At 42.2% G+C, this 19176-nt stretch carries 18 protein-coding genes and 1 pseudogene; 6 read left to right on the forward strand and 13 right to left on the reverse strand.

Translation table 11 applies throughout. From position 1 onward, the window contains the following. Nucleotides 1-18: 18 nt before the first annotated feature. A complete protein-coding gene (gene purE / locus ACFFRD_RS35695) occupies nt 19-537 on the reverse strand; it encodes a 5-(carboxyamino)imidazole ribonucleotide mutase (protein ID WP_392480696.1) in 519 nt (172 codons plus the stop codon). A gap of 138 nt (nt 538-675) precedes the next feature. Between purE and nagA the strand changes: the two genes are divergently transcribed. Next, nucleotides 676-1896 carry an N-acetylglucosamine-6-phosphate deacetylase gene (gene nagA / locus ACFFRD_RS35700; protein ID WP_392480698.1) on the forward strand — a complete coding sequence of 407 codons (1221 nt, stop codon included), beginning with the start codon at nt 676-678 and terminating at the stop codon, nt 1894-1896. Nucleotides 1897-1992: 96 nt separating this feature from the next. Here the strand turns inward: nagA and ACFFRD_RS35705 are convergent, their stop codons facing one another. The 3 genes from ACFFRD_RS35705 to ACFFRD_RS35715 all read right to left on the reverse strand — a co-directional run bounded on the left by ACFFRD_RS35705 (nt 1993) and on the right by ACFFRD_RS35715 (nt 4572). Continuing rightward, nucleotides 1993-3117 (reverse strand): site-2 protease family protein, encoded by a 1125-nt coding sequence (locus tag ACFFRD_RS35705; protein WP_392480700.1) that lies wholly within the window; start codon nt 3115-3117, stop codon nt 1993-1995. A gap of 155 nt (nt 3118-3272) precedes the next feature. Next, nucleotides 3273-4106, reverse strand: coding sequence for a sulfurtransferase (locus ACFFRD_RS35710; protein ID WP_392480703.1), 834 nt, complete (start codon nt 4104-4106; stop codon nt 3273-3275). Between the two features lie 46 nt (nt 4107-4152). Next, a complete protein-coding gene (locus tag ACFFRD_RS35715; RefSeq protein ID WP_392480704.1) occupies nt 4153-4572 on the reverse strand; it encodes a DUF6220 domain-containing protein in 420 nt (139 codons plus the stop codon). Nucleotides 4573-4685: 113 nt separating this feature from the next. Here ACFFRD_RS35715 and ACFFRD_RS35720 point away from each other — a divergent pair, with 113 nt between their 5' ends. After that, nucleotides 4686-5351, forward strand: a complete 666-nt coding sequence (locus ACFFRD_RS35720; protein ID WP_392480707.1) for a LuxR C-terminal-related transcriptional regulator — start codon at nt 4686-4688, stop codon at nt 5349-5351. A 49-nt stretch (nt 5352-5400) separates the two neighbouring features. On the opposite strand, the gene ACFFRD_RS35725 is transcribed toward ACFFRD_RS35720, so the two are convergent. The 8 genes and pseudogenes from ACFFRD_RS35725 to ACFFRD_RS35760 all read right to left on the reverse strand — a co-directional run bounded on the left by ACFFRD_RS35725 (nt 5401) and on the right by ACFFRD_RS35760 (nt 11901). After that, entirely contained in the window at nt 5401-5778 is a 378-nt protein-coding gene (locus tag ACFFRD_RS35725; protein WP_392480709.1) for a type II toxin-antitoxin system RelE/ParE family toxin, read from the reverse strand. Next, a complete protein-coding gene (locus tag ACFFRD_RS35730; protein WP_392480711.1) occupies nt 5771-6010 on the reverse strand; it encodes a hypothetical protein in 240 nt (79 codons plus the stop codon). Before ACFFRD_RS35730 ends, ACFFRD_RS35725 begins: the two co-directional genes overlap by 8 nt. 219 nt (nt 6011-6229) lie before the next feature. Continuing rightward, nucleotides 6230-6439, reverse strand: a complete 210-nt coding sequence (locus tag ACFFRD_RS35735; RefSeq protein WP_392480713.1) for a hypothetical protein — start codon at nt 6437-6439, stop codon at nt 6230-6232. Nucleotides 6440-6572: 133 nt separating this feature from the next. Continuing rightward, entirely contained in the window at nt 6573-7154 is a 582-nt protein-coding gene (locus ACFFRD_RS35740; RefSeq protein WP_392483252.1) for a Uma2 family endonuclease, read from the reverse strand. Nucleotides 7155-7173: 19 nt separating this feature from the next. Beyond that, nucleotides 7174-7344: pseudogene (locus ACFFRD_RS35745) on the reverse strand (IS1 family transposase); the annotation flags it as partial. A gap of 406 nt (nt 7345-7750) precedes the next feature. After that, nucleotides 7751-9463: a putative bifunctional diguanylate cyclase/phosphodiesterase gene (locus tag ACFFRD_RS35750; protein WP_392480715.1), complete on the reverse strand. Its 1713-nt coding sequence runs from the start codon at nt 9461-9463 to the stop codon at nt 7751-7753. 721 nt (nt 9464-10184) lie between these two features. Beyond that, complete coding sequence (locus ACFFRD_RS35755) at nt 10185-10874, reverse strand: phosphorylase (protein WP_392480716.1); 690 nt, start codon at nt 10872-10874, stop codon at nt 10185-10187. Next, nucleotides 10867-11901, reverse strand: coding sequence for a ferritin-like domain-containing protein (locus tag ACFFRD_RS35760; protein ID WP_392480717.1), 1035 nt, complete (start codon nt 11899-11901; stop codon nt 10867-10869). Before ACFFRD_RS35760 ends, ACFFRD_RS35755 begins: the two co-directional genes overlap by 8 nt. Here ACFFRD_RS35760 and ACFFRD_RS35765 point away from each other — a divergent pair. From ACFFRD_RS35765 to hpnH, 3 genes are all read left to right on the forward strand, one after another. Beyond that, nucleotides 11871-14582, forward strand: coding sequence for an efflux RND transporter permease subunit (locus ACFFRD_RS35765; RefSeq protein WP_392480719.1), 2712 nt, complete (start codon nt 11871-11873; stop codon nt 14580-14582). The two genes, ACFFRD_RS35760 and ACFFRD_RS35765, sit on opposite strands and share 31 nt — an antisense overlap. Beyond that, nucleotides 14582-15592: a hopanoid-associated sugar epimerase gene (hpnA, locus tag ACFFRD_RS35770; RefSeq protein ID WP_392480721.1), complete on the forward strand. Its 1011-nt coding sequence runs from the start codon at nt 14582-14584 to the stop codon at nt 15590-15592. The genes ACFFRD_RS35765 and hpnA overlap by 1 nt, the downstream gene beginning before the upstream one ends. 77 nt (nt 15593-15669) lie before the next feature. Further along, on the forward strand, nt 15670-16689 hold the full coding sequence (hpnH, locus tag ACFFRD_RS35775) for an adenosyl-hopene transferase HpnH (protein ID WP_114083060.1): 1020 nt from the start codon (nt 15670-15672) through the stop codon (nt 16687-16689). A 539-nt stretch (nt 16690-17228) separates the two neighbouring features. Here the strand turns inward: hpnH and ACFFRD_RS35780 are convergent. Continuing rightward, nucleotides 17229-17885, reverse strand: coding sequence for a class I SAM-dependent methyltransferase family protein (locus ACFFRD_RS35780; protein WP_392480723.1), 657 nt, complete (start codon nt 17883-17885; stop codon nt 17229-17231). A gap of 685 nt (nt 17886-18570) precedes the next feature. Between ACFFRD_RS35780 and ACFFRD_RS35785 the strand changes: the two genes are divergently transcribed. Further along, nucleotides 18571-19092 (forward strand): phycocyanin subunit beta, encoded by a 522-nt coding sequence (locus ACFFRD_RS35785; protein ID WP_012411561.1) that lies wholly within the window; start codon nt 18571-18573, stop codon nt 19090-19092. The last annotated feature ends 84 nt before the right edge of the window (nt 19093-19176 follow it).

Raw genomic sequence — 19176 nt, forward strand, 5'->3', positions numbered from 1 at the left:
CTTTGGTGTTAATTTTTATTAAAACATCTGCTGTAAATATTGCTCATAGCCTAATTCTTCTAGCTTTTCTTGCTTTGCAATTACTGATTCACATAGGGTTTGGCGATATTGCTGAACTCTTTCTAACAATTCTGGTTGATGAGTTGCGAGAATTTGTACTGCTAAAAGTCCGGCATTTTTGGCATTACCGATCGCCACTGTTGCCACAGGAATACCCGCAGGCATTTGTAAAATAGAATACAAAGAATCTACACCTTGTAAGTTCCTGGTGACTACAGGAACACCAATAACAGGAAGTGGTGTTAAAGACGCTACCATTCCAGGCAGATGGGCAGCACCACCGGCACCGGCAATAATCACCTTAATACCGCGTTGGTGTGCGAGTTGAGCATATTGCACCATCCGTTCTGGAGTACGGTGAGCAGAAACGATCGCGACTTCGCTCTCAACGCCAAATTCGTCACAAACTGCGATCGCGTCTTTCATGGTGGGCAAATCAGAATCGCTGCCCATGATAATACCAACTAGGGGAGTCATAATAATTAAAAATTCAAAATTTAAAATTCAAAATTATTTGAGCTAGCTTATGGAAGCTAGGTTATGCCGATTTATCATCTCATTGATTGATGTTGGTTGCATCTAAAATCAGATTTATCTTTCTTCTAGTTCAGTGTGATGACCCAAGCAACACAAAATCCTGTAGATATTATCAATGCTAGAGTGCCTGGTTACAAAGATTTGCAAATGCTCTTGGTTGATGAAGAGGGCATAATTGAGCAAATCTTGCCAATGGATACAGTAGAAGCACGCAGTCGTGCATCTCTAATAAACGTTGCTGGCGACTGGATTTCATTGGGTGGCGTTGATTTGCAAATTAACGGTGCTTTGGGATTGGCATTTCCTGATTTAACGGCTGAAAATGCTCATAAGCTCCAGGAAATCTCACAATTTTTATGGTATGTCGGGGTAGATGGATTTTTACCGACACTTGTGACAACTTCAGTAGAAAATATTCAGCGATCGCTTGCTATTATTGCTGAAGTTCTCCTCAATCAGCCAGCAGGTGCCAAAATTCTGGGAGTACATCTAGAAGGGCCATTTTTGAATTTTCAAAAGCGCGGGGCACACCCAGCAGAGTATCTCTTACCTCTGACAATGGATCAGGTAAAGTGGGTTTTGGGTGATTATGCCCATGTTGTGAAAGTCATCACCTTAGCACCGGAGTTAGATTTCACTGGCGAAGTAATTCCATATTTGCGTTCTCTGGGGATTACTGTCAGTTTAGGGCATTCTCAGTCCACATCTGCTCAAGCACAACGTGCCTTTGAACAAGGTGCAACGATGGTAACTCATGCTTTCAATGCCATGCCAGCATTACATCACCGAGAACCAGGATTATTAGGGGCAGCAATTATCGATCCTGATGTAATGTGTGGTTTTATTGCTGATGGTGAACACGTTTCGCCCATGATGCTACAAATTTTGCTTCGCGCTAGCTATCAAGAAAAAGGGCTGTTTCTCGTCAGCGATGCCCTTTCCCCTCTAGGGCTACCCGATGGCGTGTATCCTTGGGACAGTCGGCAAATTGAAGTTAAAAACGGTACGGCACGATTAGCCGATGGCACTTTGTCGGGGACGACTTTACCCTTATTGGTGGGAGTGCAGAATTTGGTGAAGTGGGGAATTTGTGACGTAGAAAGTGCGATCGCCTTAGCTACTAATGCACCTAGAAAAGCGATTGGTTTGCCAGGGATGGTTAAGAGTCAATCCGCTAACTTATTACGCTGGCATTGGGATGAGACTACAAAAGAATTAACTTGGCAACGTGCCATCACCACAGAAATGCTCAAGAAGCCAGAAGATGGGAATTTATCTGTTGTTGTCAACTCCATATAATTCCCAAATAGCGAAAAAGGGAAAAGTTTTATTATCCCTTTCCCTTTAATCTGAGTGGAGTCTAAGCTTTAATTACGAATTACGAATTAGTAATTATTACGCAGGGTTTGGTTGTGTTCTGCTTTGAAGTAGCTGGATAATTGCAGCTTTTTCTAAAATTCCAACTAGAACGCCGTTCTCACGAATTACAGGAAGCACAGATAGCTTTTGTTCTTCGAGTAACTGTATGACTTCTAGCAAAGGTTGGTCTGATTGGACTGTGGTAGATTCGGTAATTGGTCGCATGACTTCTTTTACTTGAGTTTCTGACCACAATGCTGTTGGTACATTTCGTAAATTATCAACTGCGATCGCACCTACTAATTGTCCATCATCATCAGTCACTAAGAACCGATGCCAGTTTTGCCCATTAATGACTCGCTCATCGGCAAACTCTCTCAGGCTAAGATTACCAGATACAATCGGGCTGTCATGAGTTACAGCATCTTCAGCAGTCAAACCTGTGAGCTTTTCTTGCACTCTGGCAAATTGAGCCGAATTACCAGCATTTTGCAACAAGAAGAAGCCAACTAACAAATTCCAGAAGTTACCGGCGTTGCCAAAGAATACTAGGGGAAGTACACCTGAAAGAATTGCTACCCAACCAAAGATTTGTCCAACTCGACTAGCAAAGGTTACGCCTTTATAAGGATTACCTGTAACTTTCCAAACGATAGCTTTCAGTATATTTCCGCCATCTAATGGTAAGCCAGGAATCAGGTTAAATAGGGCTAATGCCAAGTTAACAGAAGCTAGAACACCAAGAATTGCAGCTAATGGCCCTGATGCGGTAGTAGTAACACCAATTGCTGTAACGATACCACACAGTAGGAAACTAACTAAAGGCCCTGCGATCGCTACCCAGAAAGCTTCACTTGGGGTTTTCGACTCTTTTTCTAAACTAGCTAAACCGCCAAATATAAACAGAGTGATAGATTTGACATCAATACCCTGACGAATCGCAACGAAACTGTGGCCTAATTCATGGGCGACGACAGAGGCAAATAGCATCAGCGCTGTCATCAATCCCAGTAGCAAAGCTAATCCCGCAGATAATTGGGGAAATTGTGCCGCCAGTCCACTGCTATAGCTCCAAGTTACTAAACCCAGAACTAAAAACCATGACGGATGGATATAGAAGGGAATTCCGAAGAGATTACCAACGCGAATTGTGCCATTCATGTCGTTCACCTTTGATTTCAGCTTCGAGAGGTTTGTTTTCGTCCTTCTCGATATCTTGATTGTAACGAAAGGTTAAGAGATTTTAATCTTGGTAATGGTAGTGGTGTCCGTCCGTAAAGGTGCGGTTATTGGCTATATTTGCGAATAATAGCTCACTATTTCTCTATAGCTACATCAGGTAGACGACTCCACTCATTCCAAGAGCCATCGTAATTCCGAACGTTCGGATAACCTAATAAATGCTTAAAGACAAACCAGATATATCCAGAACGCGCACCGATAGTACAGTAGGGAAAAATTTCCTTATCAGCCGTAATGCCCTTACTGGTATAAAGATTTTTCAATTCGTCGAATGATTTAAAAGTGCCATCCTCATTGAAAGTTAAGGTATGCTCAAGATGCACTGCACCTGGAATATGACCAGTGAGTTGACCTGCTTTTGGTGGTTGATCGAAAAACCACTCACCACAATATTCTTGAATTGTTCGGACATCCAACAACAGGCAATCGCTTCTACCAATCGATGCCTGAACTTCATTATGTAATACTCGCAGATTAACATCAGTAGCTTTGGCACGGTAATCAGTGGCAGGAAACGTTGATAACTCAGTTGCTAGTGGACGATCTTCTGACTTCCATTTCTGGTAGCCACCATTGAGAACTTTTACATTTTCATGCCCAAAGACTTGCAAAAGCCAGAAAATCCAGGCTCCAGTTCCAGGATAACTGCCATAAGCAATCACTGTTGTATCATTAGTGATGCCTGAACGTGCCATCAGCCTCTCAAAAGCTCCTGTATCCAAGTTCAGTTTCAAATCGGGCAATAGTAAATCTCTAAAGATGTTCCAGAAGACAGCACCAGGTATGTGAGCATTTTTGTACGGCTTTGGACTGATATCCACTTCAATAATGCGAACATTTGGATCGTTGAGATGATTTTCCAGCCATTGCGTATCAACAAGAACGGATGGATGAGCATATTGAGACATTTATATTTCTCCTGTAAGAGCGCTAAAAGAATTGAAAGTTACCTATTTAGTCTTGGTTATGGTTGGGAAATACAATCTGCGATGTCCGATGAACTAGGGTTGTGGAAATAGAAAATAAAGAAAAGCCGATGAGTGGGTGGAAGACTGCTAAAGGAAAAGAAGTCTTCAAGTGAATTGTGAGAAATTGCAGTCCCAGCAACACTGGGATACTTGCTGTAAGGTTCTGGACTCTTGCAGGAAACGGCATCAAAAACACCCAAATCAACAAAATTAGTGAGAGTCCGCTATATCCTCGCACCAGCCAAATATGTAGGTTCCACCAATCAGAGTTGTAAAAGTAAGCCAGTCCAACAGTGAATACTTGGATTGCTAAACAGAGATTGAAAAACACTACTGCGATAAAAAAACTGATTTGAATCCAGCGCCCGGATGTCTGTGTATTATCAATGCCAGAATTTACAGTCATGATTAAGTAATCAAAAAAAAGCAAAAAAGTGGAAAAACTTGATGTGACAAAGGCTAGGATAGGTCTGGTTGCCATACTGCGCCTAGACCTCGAAAGTGTACAATTTGCCAATCATGATTGCCTTAAAAGCTCTATTTCATGAAATTGCTCAAGCTAAAGATGAAGAGGCGTTGCGATCGCACATCCGCGCAGAAATGAGTGAATATTTTTCAGCTACACGATGTGGGCTGTTTTTCTTTGCTCAAATTTCTCTACTTGACAGCAAGTTCCAAAAAGCACTGCAAATTGCATTATCACCCCAACACAATCCAGTTGCCCGTTACTTGCTAGAACACCATGCCCCTGTTCATGAAGGTTTAGTAGTAGAACCTAAGACATGGAGGTTGATTTGTCCTCGTGCAGATCACTGGCACGTTATGGCAGGGCCAATTGTCAGCAATGGGCAGTTAGTAGGCGTGGTAGGTTTTACTCGTCAGCAAGGAATGCCTACATTCGATTCACAAAATCTCACAGATTTGAGTGCGCTTTGTCTGCACATTTCTACTTGGGTGGCAATGGCGCGATCCCAACATCCACTACTATTACAGACAGAGCGTTTAACGCCTCGTGAAAAGCAAATTGCTAACTTGGTGGCTCAAGGACAAACCAATGCAGAAATTAGTACTGAACTTTGGATTACTGAAAACTCTGTCAAGCAAGCTTTAAAAAGGATGTTTCGCAAACTTGAAGTTTCATCTCGGACTCAGATGGTTGCAAAGCTTTCCACAATTTCAAAATAGTCATCTTATCGCCCGTTCTACTCCTGTTTTAGCAATTTCCAGCAGTTGTTTATATATCCCTTTCTTGATCATTGATTGTCTGTCGCTCATATTCTGCAATGATGCTCTGAATATCCTTTGCTGCAATATCAACTTGTTCAGATTTGGTATAAACAGTTAGTAGAATGATTCCAGTTGCTGTTTTGACGTAATAAATCAGACGATAGCCGCCACTTTTACCTTTTTGAGCGTCGCTATTTCGGACTCTCAACTTGAAGATTGCATAACCAACACCAGGTATTTGATCTCCTGGCAACTCTCCCTGCTGAAGTTGTTCGATAACAGGTTGTATATCATTCCGAATACTGCGATATTTCTTAGCAAGAGCGCGTAGATTTCGGTTGAAGGTTGGAGAAGCCTCAACTTGAATAAAAGGCTGATCAGCCATCGTTAAGACCTTCCCAAAGTTGAGCAACGGGAATCGTTTGCTCAGTCATGGCTTCGTGCCAAGCTTGCCGGAAATCTGCTAAAACTTCTGCCTGAGATGCCTCATCTGGGGTTTCTTCATCTGGGATTAAAACAATGACTTCTACACGGCTGTTTTTATCTGTTGTGAGAGGATGATCTAAGGTTAGTTGTCCCTCCTCATTGATCGTTGCCATGACTTTAAGTGCTTTCATTGCTACTCCAGTATGTTAAGTGGCCGTGGTTAGATTAATGCCCAAGGTTTCAAGTTGTTGGTTTATCCAAGTAATTGCGATCGCTTCATCAGTCTCTATCGCTCTTTCTACTCCTGGTTTCGCAATTTTCAGCAGTAGTCATTTACTATGGAAAATATCGATATATTTCCTTACGATGTAATACACGAACAAAGGTAATTACATTTCTGAACTCGACCTTCACGATTTCGGCTCCAAAAGTTGAAAGATGGAGTCGCGGTTAACCAGTTCAGTTGTTTCACCTTCCGCGATCACTCTTTCCATTGCTATGTCTTCAATAATTTCTGCCAAAAATTCAGAGACTTCTTCACGGTTATCACTAATCAATTCGACGATCGCGCTTTTCAATATTTCCTTGAGTTGTTCTGAGTTTAGGGTAATCTCGGACATTATGGCTCCATTAAATTAAGTTGAATTTGAGAAATTAATGCCAACAGCTTCAAGTTATTGGTTTATTCAATTCGTTGCGATCGCTTCATACGTCTCTCTATCGCCTGTTCTACTCCTGTTTTAGCCATTCAACTTAAACGGTTGAAAAATCAATATTTTCGTAAAGCTCTGCAATTTGAATTTGCAACTCAAAGGTACTCAAAGAAAGGGTGACAGTTGGGTCGTCGTATTCTGAAAATAGCCACTGATGAGCAGCTGTTTTGACATGATGCTCAACGTGTATGCGATATTGATCGATCAGCAAATATTCTTGGAAGGTAGGAATTTTACGATAGGCAACAAATTTTTCACCTCGGTCGTAGTTTTGGGTGGACTTAGACAATACTTCAGCAATAAAGCAGGGGTTCACCACAGTATCTTTGCGTCCAGTTTGAAGTTCTAAGGGTTTGGGCAGAACCATCGCATCAGGGTAAGTATAGAGATTTGCACCGGGAATCCAGAGTCGTTGATCCAGGATAAATACACGGTAGGGCTTTCCCCGCAATGTGGCTTTTAGGATAGCCACAAGGTTGCTGGTAATATCATTATGGTCTGGGGTTCCACCTGTCATAGGGACAATTTCTCCATCACGGTATTCGTTGCGGATATCGGAGGCGATTTCAAGTTCCAGGTACTCTTCAACGGTGTAGTGTTTTGTCTCCGGTTGAGCAATCATGTCAGTTTTACCCCCAAGTGCCATTAACGTATGACCTTAAACAGTCTTGTTTTATCTCATCTGAGTATCCTTTTGGTGGACTATAGGCATCGATAAATTGACGACCACATTTTACACAAATGTGATTTTGCTTACCTCTTCGTTTACCGTTTTTTCTAATCTCAGTAGACTCACAGTATGGACAATACACAGTAGAAAACCTAAATTCATCCCTCTATTATGCAACGCCATTTTTTTAATTCTTTAATGGCGATCGCTGTGTATTCGTGATTGACACATCACCCTTTTTCTATTTAATCTGTGCGATCGCAGTTCCCCAGAGGATTAGCCTCGCCTTTTACAGCCGTAGTCACACAGCTTAGGACATTTTGAAAGCATGAAAGCTAAGAATAGTAATACTTTACCTCCTGCCTCCTGCTATACTACTGCGAATTTGCCAATGGATTCTAATGCGGCAAAACCCGGACAATTTGTGTGGAAGCCCCGCTTCCATACAAAAAGAATCTCAATCTAGTTACGTAGCGCTAGATTGAGATTCGGGTGGCTGCCGAGAGCAGTGCAAAAGTGTGATTGGTTGTAATGGCTTAGACATCCACCTATGTTGTAGTAATCTCCATCTGCTGAGAATTTTTCTCCAACATCGGGGCAATTATATCAGCAGGAACAGGACGACTGAAGTAGAAACCCTGACCTTCATCACATCCACGCATTTTTAGATATTTAAGCTGTTCTTCGGTTTCCACACCCTCTGCTGTGATTTTCAAGCGGAGGCTCTTTGCTAGGGCAATAATCGCATTGGTGACGGCAGCGCTATCAGGATTAGACATGACATCCTGCACAAATGATCGATCAATTTTGAGCATATTCACAGGAAACCGTTTCAAATAGTTCAGAGAGGAATAACCAGTACCAAAATCGTCTAGAGCCAAGCAGATACCCAGTTCTCGTAATTGTTTTAAGGTTTTAACTGAACGATCAATATCAGCCATCAAGAAGCTTTCCGTCACTTCTAGTTCTAAGGAAGATGCTTGGAGTCCAGTTTCTTCAAGAATTTGGTTGACGATCTCAACCAGATAGGGTTGTTCAAACTGTCGAGATGACAGATTCACAGATATCCGAATTGGGGTAAATCCAGCAAGCTGCCAAGCACGGGTTTGGGCGCAAGCAGTTCGCAAAACCCATTCACCAATTGGTACGATCGCACCATTGGCTTCTGCAATGGGAATAAACTTTACTGGAGAAACCAAACCTAATGTAGGATGCTGCCAGCGAAGCAACGCTTCCATCGCTATAACTTGTCCGCTATGTAAATCAATTAGAGGTTGATAATAAACCAGCATTTCGCCACGCTCAAGCGCTCCATGTAATTCATTTTCTAAAGTCAATCGCTCTTGCAACTGAGCATTAATTTCTGGCGAATAGAATTGGTATTGGCTACGTCCTTGCTGTTTGGCCTGGTAAAGCGCTATATGAGCCTGCTGCAAAAGTTGATCTACGCTATTAGGATCGGTTAGGTTATTAAGTGTGATACCGATACTGACGGTAATATGAATCAAGTTACCTTCTACAGAAAAGGGTTTATTCAGGTTACTCAACAGCATCTGAGATAGCTTAATTACACTTTCGAAAGAATGAATATCCATTCGGGCAAGAACAAATTCATCTCCTTTTAAATAGGCGAGAATATCTGTTTGTGCCGTGCAGTTTAATAATCTCTTGGCAACTGCTCTTAACAATAAATTTGTTGTTTGATGATCTAATCCATGACTCATACCAGTGAAATCATCAATACTGAGCAAAAACACAGCTACAAGGCGCTGGTTGTTTTCAGGTTGGGATAAAATCTGATGGAGGCGATCGCGGAATAAATCACGATTGGGCAATCCAGTCAGTTCATCATAATTAGTTATGTGGTGAATTAACTCATCTAATTTGTGAAGAGTTTGTGAGGTATCTGCCATCAACGTACCCGCTTCATCAGCAAATTCTGTGGGCAATTTAGGCAATGTTTTGGTGTTCAGATAATTTTGTAATGCAGCAGATGTGAAAATGACCGGTTTGAGAAGATGGTTTAGCGCATAGAGGGTGGCAGCTGTACCCGCTAATGTAGCCAATAGAGCAATAATCATAACTCGTGCCGCCATCTCAAAGGAATAAGAGTTTGAGATGACGAAACTCAAAAGTAAGGTTAGAAGTGGTACATGAGTACCCAAAAAAGCCACCAACATGATTTTAGCGGTGTAACTTTTTTTGAGCCATCCAAAATTAGCTAGGAACGAGTACAAGTATAAGTTTTGATTGAAATTCATAAATTCTGTTAAATCGTTGGTAAATTAGTTCCGAACTATTCTGGCAAAAGAGTATTTTTGATTCAAATAAAAAAGAATTAGCTCTCCTGGAACCCAACCCTGATAAGGTTCTATATTATGCTTCCCAATATTCTTTTATAGTTAATATGTATGACGATAAAGTTTCTGTGAAACTTATTGCACAAGCAATTCCATCATCAAAATAAAATTGTATTGATTCTTACACTGATAGTAATTATTCTTGTGATTAATGTGATATCAATGCAAATATCATCACAGATGTTTTTATAAATTTCGATTTCACAAATTTCGATTTATGGACTTCCAAGAAATAAATTATCCAAATAAACGAACCACAGAGACACAGAGGGAGAAGAGATAGAGAGAATTATTTGCTTTAGTTTTGGGATATTTTTTATTTGAAAGTCCCTTATACCAATTTTTTATGAAGCTGCATAGAATTCGATCCCCCCTAGCCCACGCCAGTCGCTCCACTTGGGGAGACCCCAAGACCGCGCTGGCTCCCCTTAATAAGGGGGGAACCGGAAAAACATCTATCAAAGTCCCCCTTTTTAAGGGGGATTTAGGGGGATCAAGATATGTACAACTTCACATTAAATTGGTATTAGATGAAGATATATTCATAGAACTTTAAATCCCCAACTTATCTAATAAGTTGGGGATTTAAATACTTGTAACTGTGCTATTATTATCCAACCAATTATTTCAGTCTATTACCAGAAAAGAGCATATTTGTAACTTGCTCTAACACCTTTAATGCTGTTAATGAACCTCGAATTAGCCGAGTAGCTGCAAGCGGTTGTCTAAGCATTGCCATCGCTAAAGGGAAAGGATTTAGGGAGCCATCAGAGTTAATTGCTGATGTGAGATCGGGGATATCGTGCTGACAATCGTCACTGACTACTCGCAGCATTGCCACGGCTACCCCACCCACATTGAGAAACTCTAAGGCAGTAAATCCTTCCATATCAACAACATCAGCCGCCAAAGTCTCACCCAAATGAAGTTTTTCGGCAGCAGACCAAATCATGCGATCGCTAGTTAATGAATTGACTAATGATACTTTTTCTGATATCTGAGAATGCAACTGTGTTGTGAAAGTGCGATCGCACTCTAGAAGCTTCCCTTGATAAATACAATCTTGATACAGCACAATATCACCAACTTTGTAGCGATCGCTCAAGCTGCCACAGATACCCATAATCAGCACCCTGGATTTGGGAACTAAAAATTGTCCTTGGTGGAGATACTTAAGTAAGGGCTTCATCCCAACAGGTATGGCTACTACTGTTGGGATGGAACCAGTAACGCCGCTTAATCCGCGACAAACAGCTTTATATTCTGCTCCTTGAGGCACCAGAATAGTGTTAATGGGCAAAAAATTAGGCACTAGCTCTCTCGACAGTTGCAAGTTTGCGTTTGGGTATTAACTCAAGGGTACGGAGGGCGATGTTGGCAAGTCTAGGTAGTAATTGTGGTTGGAGTAGTCGGGGGTCATACTTGCTCATCCGGCGCTGATTTTCTACTAGACAAATGCTGAGAAATTTTTCTAGTGTCAGGTTTTTTGTAAAGATGTCAGCACCTGTGACAGCGAAGCCAGTTTTACTAGGGTCGTCATTGCCAAAGACGGCAATCAAATTACTGAGAGCCTTGCCGTATTGCCAGAGGGTTTTGGCGCTTCGTAATGGGATGAATCCCTGTCCACGATGAATTTGTGTATAGGTAAACCAGTTGACAAAAAAAACAATATGACGTGTTTCTTCATCTATGATGGGATCAAAGATAGTGAAAATGGATTCTGGAAAAACATTAGCTTCACGGGCGATCGCAAATAACCCGTAAGCAAAGAAAGTATCCAGACACTCTTCAAAGCCAAAACGCGTAAAGACTGGCTCGATATTTTGGGGAACTTGAATTGGTTGACGTTTTGGTATTTCGATGCCGTAACGATCAATTAATGTTTGAAGTAGACGGGCGTGGCGTAATTCTTCTTCACCTTGGAGAGCGATCGCACTTTGTAAAATAGGATCGCTCACCGTTGCTGCGTAGCCACTAACTATTGCTCCAGCTTGTCGTTCTGTATTTAGAGCTTTCTCCCAAAAGGGAATACTGCGTAAGAAACTCAAGGCTGTATCGTCCAAATCTGGCCAAGGGAGAGACTCAGGTTCGTATTCCCTGTAGCTTTCGGTAAAGCTCCGGCAGAATAATTCCTTATGCTCGACAGAACCAAGTTTCATCTTTGAAGTTTCCTTTTGTATTAAAGATTGGGTCATATCTGAGTGACAATAAGTAATATTGCCGTTAGTAGTAACCAAAACTCGCAAACCGAAGGTGATTGCTGTAGCATGACTAAATAATTGTGTCACCCACACGATAATTTTCCAAGATGGTAAAGCTTCGTAACTCAAAATCTGCACGAGAAGTATTCAATATTTCCAAATTAGCGATTCAATTTTCGTGGCTGACGGTGAGTTTTTGGATTGCCGTAACGGTAGCTGGAATTCTGGCTTTCAGTTCTCTTAAGTACGCTTTGTTTCCAGATATTACCTTTCCAGTGGTGGTTGTGAATGCTACAGCCCCCCTGACAACTGCCTTGGATACAGAGGCGAAGCTCACCAAACCCCTCGAAGAACGGCTCCGTTCCCTAGAAGGACTGGAGAATATCCGCTCATCCACCTATCCCAGTCAAACAGCCGTTAGCCTTTCTTTTGCCGTTGGTACGAATTTAGAAACATCAACCAAAAAGGTGGAAACTGCCCTCAAGCAGTTGACTCTACCTCAGGGAGCAACTTCTAAAATTATTCCCCTGAACCTGAACGAGTCAGCCGCCATTAGTTATGCAATTGAGAGTTCCACCCGGAATCTTACAGATTTGACAAAGTTGGCGAAAGACGAGATTGTCAGTGCGATCGCTAAACTACCAGGAGTCCTGAAAGTCTCACTGTTGGGCGGTGCGACTGCAACTCCTCCCCTAAATCCATCGAATCTGAGTGCAGCAGCCATCCCCCAAGCAGGCGCAACATTAGTCAGGTTTAACGGCCAAGATGCACTTGCATTTCAGGTAATCAAACGCGGTAACGCTAACACCTTAGAAGTGGTGAGTCGAGTTGAGGAAGAAGTCCAAAGACTACGTTCTACCCTCAAGGATGTCAAACTCACCTTAGCTGCTACCCAAGCAAAATATATCCGCCAAGCTACCCAGTCAACTATTGATGCTTTGCTCGAAGCCGTCTTGTTGTCCATCGTGGTTATATTTCCTTTTTTATGGAATTGGCGAGCCACCCTAATTTCTGCCTTGGCGATTCCTACGTCTTTGTTGGCGACGTTTATCGTCATGGCAATTTTCGGCTTCAACTTAGAAACAATTACGCTGTTAGCTTTAGCTTTGGTGATTGGGAGTATTGTTGATGATGCGATCGTGGATGTAGAAAACATCATGCGACACATTGAAGATGGAGAAACTCCTCGCCAAGCGGCACTTTTAGCAACCAATGAGATTGGATTAACAGTCACCGCCGCCACGTTGACAGCAGTAGCAGTTTTTCTGCCCATAGGTTTAATGGGTGGCGTAATTGGGCAGTTTTTCAAGCCATTTGGCATCACTGTTTCAGCAGCCATGCTTGCTTCTATGCTAGTTGCTCGGACTTTATCTCCAGTTCTGGCTATTTACTGGCTAAAACCTAGACCCTCGCTCTCTCCGCGTCGGGAAGCAAGAATTTGGGTCGCATTTGCCCAATCTTACAGAAATTTGCTGAGTTGGTCTTTGAATCACCGGAAGATAGTTGTCGGGTTAGCTGTACTCAGTTTTATTGCAGGTATAGCACTAATTCCACTAATTCCCAAAGGGTTTATTCCCAAACTCGATCGCGGCGAATTCAATATTGCTTATACTGCTCCTTTGCCGAGTATCCCCGATTTTGCTAGAGGAGGGCAAGGGGGACAAGGAGGACAAGGAAGCAATATCCCCAATTCCCAATTCCCAATTCCCAATCCCCAATTCCCAATCCCCAATCCCTTAAACGATTCTCTTCAAGTTGCGAAAAAACTAGAAGATGTAGTCAGAAAATCACCAGCAGTTGAAACGGTATTTACTACTGTTGGTTCTCGTGAGGGTGAGCCGAATAAAGGCACACTATATATAAAGTTAAAGGAAGACCGCACAATCACAACTGGAGAACTACAAGACCAATTCCGCTCCACTTTACCTGTCCTTTCTGGGGTAACTACCAGTGTGGAAGATATTCAGTTTGTTGATTCTGGCGGTCAAAAACCTCTCCAAATAGCTTTGCGCGGTGACAATCTCCAAGCCTTAAGTAAAGCAGTCAAGGCAATTAAAGAGAGAATTCAGAGATTACCAGGATTTGCCGATGTCACAGTTACAGGTGAAACAAATCCTCAAGGTGAGGTATTTCAGATCGAGCGTCTGAATAATCAGCGAGTAGCTTATGTCAGTGCAAATCTTGGCAAAGGTCTATCTTTGGGTGATGCTACTGATAAAGTGGTAGCTGAAGCTAAGGCGGTGTTACCTTCTAATGTTTCGTTAAATTTAGGAGGAGACTCAGCTAGCCAAGGTGAAGTTTTTAGCAGTTTTGGCAGTACTTTGGCTTTATCTGCCTTGTGTATTGTTGTAGTACTAATTTTGCTGTTCAAAAGCTGGGTAGACCCTCTAGTGATTGGTGTATCTTTGCCTTTATCACTGGTGGGGGCAATGTTGGCACTACTGATCACCAAGAGCGACTTTGGTATGATCTCACTGATAGGTTTCGTATTTTTACTGGGGCTGGCCAATAAAAATGCCATCTTGCTTGTGGATTATATCAACCAGTTACGCAATGCTGGCACAGAACGCACAGAAGCAATCCTCAACACTGGATTAGTGCGCCTCAGACCAATTATAATGACCACTGCCTCCACTATTTTGGGAATGCTACCGATCGCATTGGGTTTTGGTGCAGGTTCGGAATTGCGATCGCCTATGGCTGTAGCGATCGCCGGTGGACTCGTAACTTCAACTATCCTCAGCTTGATTGTCGTGCCGGTAGTCTACACTATTTTAGATGATTGGTTTCCCCGCTTTCAGACAAGAGAGAGAAGTTGATGCAAGTTTTTGTCACGGGGGGTACAGGTTTTATTGGTGCCCACTTGGTACGGTTGTTACTGAAAGAGGGTTACACAGTCAAAGCGCTGGTACGCTCAAGTAGCAATTTGGAGAATCTACGCGGTTTGGAGGTAGAAATTGTCAAAGGCGATTTGAACGATCCAAATCTCTGGCAACAAATGAGAGGTTGTCAATATCTATTTCATGTCGCAGCCCATTATTCTCTGTGGCAAACAGACCGAGATTTACTTCATCATAATAATGTTCTGGGTACGCGCAATGTCTTGGTAGCAGCTAATAAAGCTGGCATTGAACGCACTGTTTATACCAGTTCAGTAGCGGCAATTGGGGTAGGATCATCTGGTCAAGTGGTCGATGAAACATATCAGAGTCCCCTAGAAAAGTTGGTGGGTAACTACAAAAAGTCTAAGTTTCTGGCTGAACAAGAAGCGATGCAAGCTGTTGCTACAGGTCAAGAGGTAGTTATAGTCAATCCCAGTAGCCCCATTGGATCGTTAGATATCAAACCTACCCCCACAGGTGATATAATCTTACGGTTTTTACGACGGCAAATGCCCTTTTACTTGGATACTGGTCTTAATTTTATCGATGTGCGAGATGTGGCGTGGGGGCATTTACTGGCCTTGCAACGAGGTAAGCCAGGCGATCGCTATATCTTAGGTCATCAAAATCTAAGTCTCAAAGAACTACTCGAACAACTTGCCGATATCACAGGTTTGATAGCACCTCAACGCACAGTACCCGCTTGGTTGCCCTTTACTGCTGCCTGGGTTGATGAAAATATTCTCGCACCCTTGGGAAAATCGCCCTCAGTGCCATTGGATGGCGTTCGGATGGCAAAACAACCAATGTATTACAATGCTGCAAAGGCTGTACGAGAATTGGGTCTACCTCAATCTTCGCTGAAAGCAGCACTCAAAGATGCTGTGGATTGGTTTGTTGCTCAAGGCTATGTCAACCCCTCTGGGGAATTCAAAATTAAAAATTGAAAATTCAAAATTAAAGACCCCACAGATAAATCTTGGGGTTGGAAACGTGGTGTTTTGATCAACAGAGGAGTAATAGAATGGCAGTTAATCTACAACAAGCTATGGATATCGGGAAGTATCTGGTTACTCAGCGTTTGAAAGGACGTAAACGCTTCCCCTTAGTATTGATGTTGGAACCTCTTTTCCGTTGTAATCTAGCCTGTACTGGTTGTGGTAAAATCCAACATCCCAAAGAAATATTAAAGCAAAATCTCACCCCAGAACAGTGCTTTACCGCAGTGGAAGAGTGCGGCGCACCGGTTGTCTCAATTCCTGGAGGAGAACCTTTGCTACACCCCCAGATTGATGAAATTGTTCAAGGATTAATTGAGCGCAAGAAATATATTTACTTGTGTACCAATGGTTTGTTGTTAGAAAAGAGCCTAGATAAGTTTCAACCTTCCCCTTACCTGACTTTTAGCGTGCATTTAGATGGAATGCGCGAGTTACACGATCATTGTGTAGACCGCCAAGGTGTTTTTGATATTGCCGTCAAAGCAATCCGCGCTGCTAAAGCTAAAGGTTTTCGTGTCACCACTAACACAACTATCTTTGAGGGTACTAAACCCCAAGACATGCAAGAGTTCTTCGACTTTCTGGAAACTCTAAATACAGACGGGATGATGATTTCTCCCGGCTACAGTTACGAGTGGGCACCAGATCAAGATCATTTTCTCCACCGCGAACAAACCCGCACCCTCTTCCGGCAAATTCTGGCTCCCTACAAAGCGGGTGAAAAAAACTGGAACTTCAATCACAATCCACTGTTCTTAGATTTTCTTACTGGTGAGAAGGACTACGAATGCACGCCTTGGGGTAGCCCTAGTTATAGTGTTCTCGGTTGGCAAAAACCTTGTTATCTGCTGAACGAAGGTTATTACTCTACCTTCAAGGAACTACTAGCACAAACTGATTGGAGTCAATACGGCCAGAAGAGTGGTAATCCCAAGTGTGCCGATTGTATGGTTCACTGCGGCTACGAACCCACCGCCGCAATGGATGCAATGCAACCGCAAAATATGGCGCGTGCCCTAGGCAGTGTGTTTGGTAGGAATTAATAATCAGGGGGAAAGGGAAAAAGGAACCCCATATTTGAAAACCTTGTTTTTATCCCTATCTTTTTAATCTCTCGCTTCGTTATCAACCCGCTTTGGAATTTATTCCAAGGCTAATAGCTCAATTCCTTTTAATGACGTAGATGCTGAGATAGGACTTACACAAACAATACAAAACCCTGATTTTCTGGTAGGGGCAATTCATGAATTCCCCTACTGCATTTACTATTGCGGAAGTCATACCAGAGTTTGTGTATTAGGGCAAGATGTAGATCAGTGCAATACTTTAACTGTTACAGAATGGTGATTAAACCTCGTCTACCTTGAGAACCGTAGTTTTGTAGGTTGGGTGCAGCGATCGCATAACCCAACATAAATAAGTGGTAATGTTGGGTTGCGTTTCACTCCACCCAACCTACATCAATATATCTTTATATCTTTTAAAAAACTCTAGGTTTCAACATAGATGAGGTTTAATAACAAATATTTAAAAACAGCCCAGCGCTGGATTTTATAAATTTTTTCAATCACTATCCCTTTATTTACCTGGCTTTACTTGGAACACCAGTAAAGGCGAAAAACTGTTGTTCTTTGGGTGCAGCTAAACTTTCACCAAGGTAACGATGAATACCTACTCCCATGTCTCCGGTTGCGGTGAGTTTGAAGTTCACTTCTTCAAATCCATATTCACGGAAAAATTTACGCACAGTCTCAGAGTGGGGAATACCGTTAGAGTGTCCACGAGTCCAAATTACAAAAGCACCTTGTTTGCTCAGAAAACTCAGGTTCGCTAGCAAGCGATTTAGTTCAGCTTCATCTGCAAGATTGCCAAATACACCACAGACAATCACAATATCTGCTGGCACTGCTCCTACATAGTTAGAGGAGAGAGTTGCATCACCATTGATAAACTCAATTTGTTTTGTCAAACCCAAGGATTCTATTGTTTGCTGTCCACGTTCAACTAGGTGTGGATTTAGCTCTACAAGTCGGGCATAAACATCTTTTGCTCGTGGGTGATTTGATAGCGTTTCAAGCAAATCTCGTCCATCGCCCGCGCAAACACTAACTACACGGATTAAGCCTGGTTGGGACAAATTTAAGCTATGGGAAATATATTCCTGCACAATTTGCAAGCGTTGTTGCAATTTTGGTTCGTTCTTATAAAGGTCGTGCCATTCAAACCAGTCTTTTACCATAGGAAGTAATTTTCGTTCCCATTAATCACAAGTTTGCAAAATTACAGACATACGTGTAGCTCAAAACTACGATAGCTCTATCGGAAAATTGTAGTTTATGTTGAACACAGAGTATCATGAAAAATTCTCCAAAATCAAGTCTTTTTTCTTTATCAAAGTTGAGAGCAGAGACGCGAAGAAATTGCACTTATTACCTTGTATCGATGCAATGCAGCCGTAAATATGCTGTATGCCCCTGGCAGAAGATGCCAAGTAGCAAATACTACAAAAGTTCAAGGTACGATACCTGCGGCGGGCTATACCTACGCATTCTTTAAGGGATTTCCCTAAAAGAAATTTCCAGTATTTTTAGAGTGCCGAGAAGTTAACCCTAGACGTAAAGTTATGTAAAGGAAATTAACAAACATAACAATAATTTGTAATAAATAATGACGCGGCAGCATTGTATAAAGAGAACTTGGAAGTAAAAAACAACATCTTAATCAGGTTTTCCAGTCGTTCATAGAAGTTTGAAGTTTTTTAACAAAAGTTTTAATCTGAAAGCCTGGAGATCGTAAACTTATTTCGTGGATGTCTGTTTTAGACCTTTCGTAACTCGTCAGGCAGTGCTGACATCAAAAAAAGCTGGACCATTCAGTTTTGAGTCCAATTATTCTTAACCAAGCAAAGTAGGAGATTTAACGCAATGGTTTTAGATGCATTTGCAAAAGTAGTTTCCCAAGCTGATACACGTGGGGAATACCTCTCCGATGCACAATTGGATGCATTGAGTGAACTAGTCAAAGATGGTAACAAGCGTGCAGATGCTGTTAACCGTATTACCAGCAATGCTTCCGCTCTTGTTGCTGCTGCGGCTCGTGATTTGTGGGCAGAACAGCCTCAATTGATCACTCCCGGTGGTAATGCTTACACCAGCCGTCGCGCTGCTGCTTGCATCAGAGACTTGGACATCATTCTTCGCTACATCACATACGCAATCTTCGCTGGCGATTCCAGCGTGTTAGATGATCGTGCCCTCAACGGCTTGCGTGAAACCTACTTGGCATTGGGAACCCCAGGAGCTTCAGTTGCTGTTGGTATTCAAAAGCTAAAAGCTGCTTCCCTAGCAATTGTCAACGATACAAACAACATCACCAGAGGCGATTGCAGCGCTTTATCAGCTGAAATTGCTAGCTATTTTGATCGTGCTGCTTCAGCAGTAGCTTAAGGCAAATATTGCTGCTATTGACTGAGATAATTGTCCATTAGGACAAAACAAAATTTCAACCAAATTTTTGTAAAAGGGAAATAC

The organism is Nostoc sp. C110 (assembly GCF_043099725.1).
Taxonomy (GTDB): Bacteria; Cyanobacteriota; Cyanobacteriia; order Cyanobacteriales; family Nostocaceae; genus Nostoc; species Nostoc muscorum_A.

Coding starts and splice junctions, on each gene's coding strand:
- purE (WP_392480696.1), bottom strand. CDS start 537: ATGACTCCCCTAGTTGGTATTATCATGGGCAGCGATTCTGATTTGCCC.
- nagA (WP_392480698.1), top strand. CDS start 676: ATGACCCAAGCAACACAAAATCCTGTAGATATTATCAATGCTAGAGTG.
- ACFFRD_RS35705 (WP_392480700.1), bottom strand. CDS start 3,117: ATGAATGGCACAATTCGCGTTGGTAATCTCTTCGGAATTCCCTTCTAT.
- ACFFRD_RS35710 (WP_392480703.1), bottom strand. CDS start 4,106: ATGTCTCAATATGCTCATCCATCCGTTCTTGTTGATACGCAATGGCTG.
- ACFFRD_RS35715 (WP_392480704.1), bottom strand. CDS start 4,572: ATGACTGTAAATTCTGGCATTGATAATACACAGACATCCGGGCGCTGG.
- ACFFRD_RS35720 (WP_392480707.1), top strand. CDS start 4,686: ATGATTGCCTTAAAAGCTCTATTTCATGAAATTGCTCAAGCTAAAGAT.
- ACFFRD_RS35725 (WP_392480709.1), bottom strand. CDS start 5,778: ATGGCTGATCAGCCTTTTATTCAAGTTGAGGCTTCTCCAACCTTCAAC.
- ACFFRD_RS35730 (WP_392480711.1), bottom strand. CDS start 6,010: ATGAAAGCACTTAAAGTCATGGCAACGATCAATGAGGAGGGACAACTA.
- ACFFRD_RS35735 (WP_392480713.1), bottom strand. CDS start 6,439: ATGTCCGAGATTACCCTAAACTCAGAACAACTCAAGGAAATATTGAAA.
- ACFFRD_RS35740 (WP_392483252.1), bottom strand. CDS start 7,154: ATGATTGCTCAACCGGAGACAAAACACTACACCGTTGAAGAGTACCTG.
- ACFFRD_RS35750 (WP_392480715.1), bottom strand. CDS start 9,463: ATGAATTTCAATCAAAACTTATACTTGTACTCGTTCCTAGCTAATTTT.
- ACFFRD_RS35765 (WP_392480719.1), top strand. CDS start 11,871: ATGGTAAAGCTTCGTAACTCAAAATCTGCACGAGAAGTATTCAATATT.
- hpnA (WP_392480721.1), top strand. CDS start 14,582: ATGCAAGTTTTTGTCACGGGGGGTACAGGTTTTATTGGTGCCCACTTG.
- hpnH (WP_114083060.1), top strand. CDS start 15,670: ATGGCAGTTAATCTACAACAAGCTATGGATATCGGGAAGTATCTGGTT.
- ACFFRD_RS35780 (WP_392480723.1), bottom strand. CDS start 17,885: ATGGTAAAAGACTGGTTTGAATGGCACGACCTTTATAAGAACGAACCA.
- ACFFRD_RS35785 (WP_012411561.1), top strand. CDS start 18,571: ATGGTTTTAGATGCATTTGCAAAAGTAGTTTCCCAAGCTGATACACGT.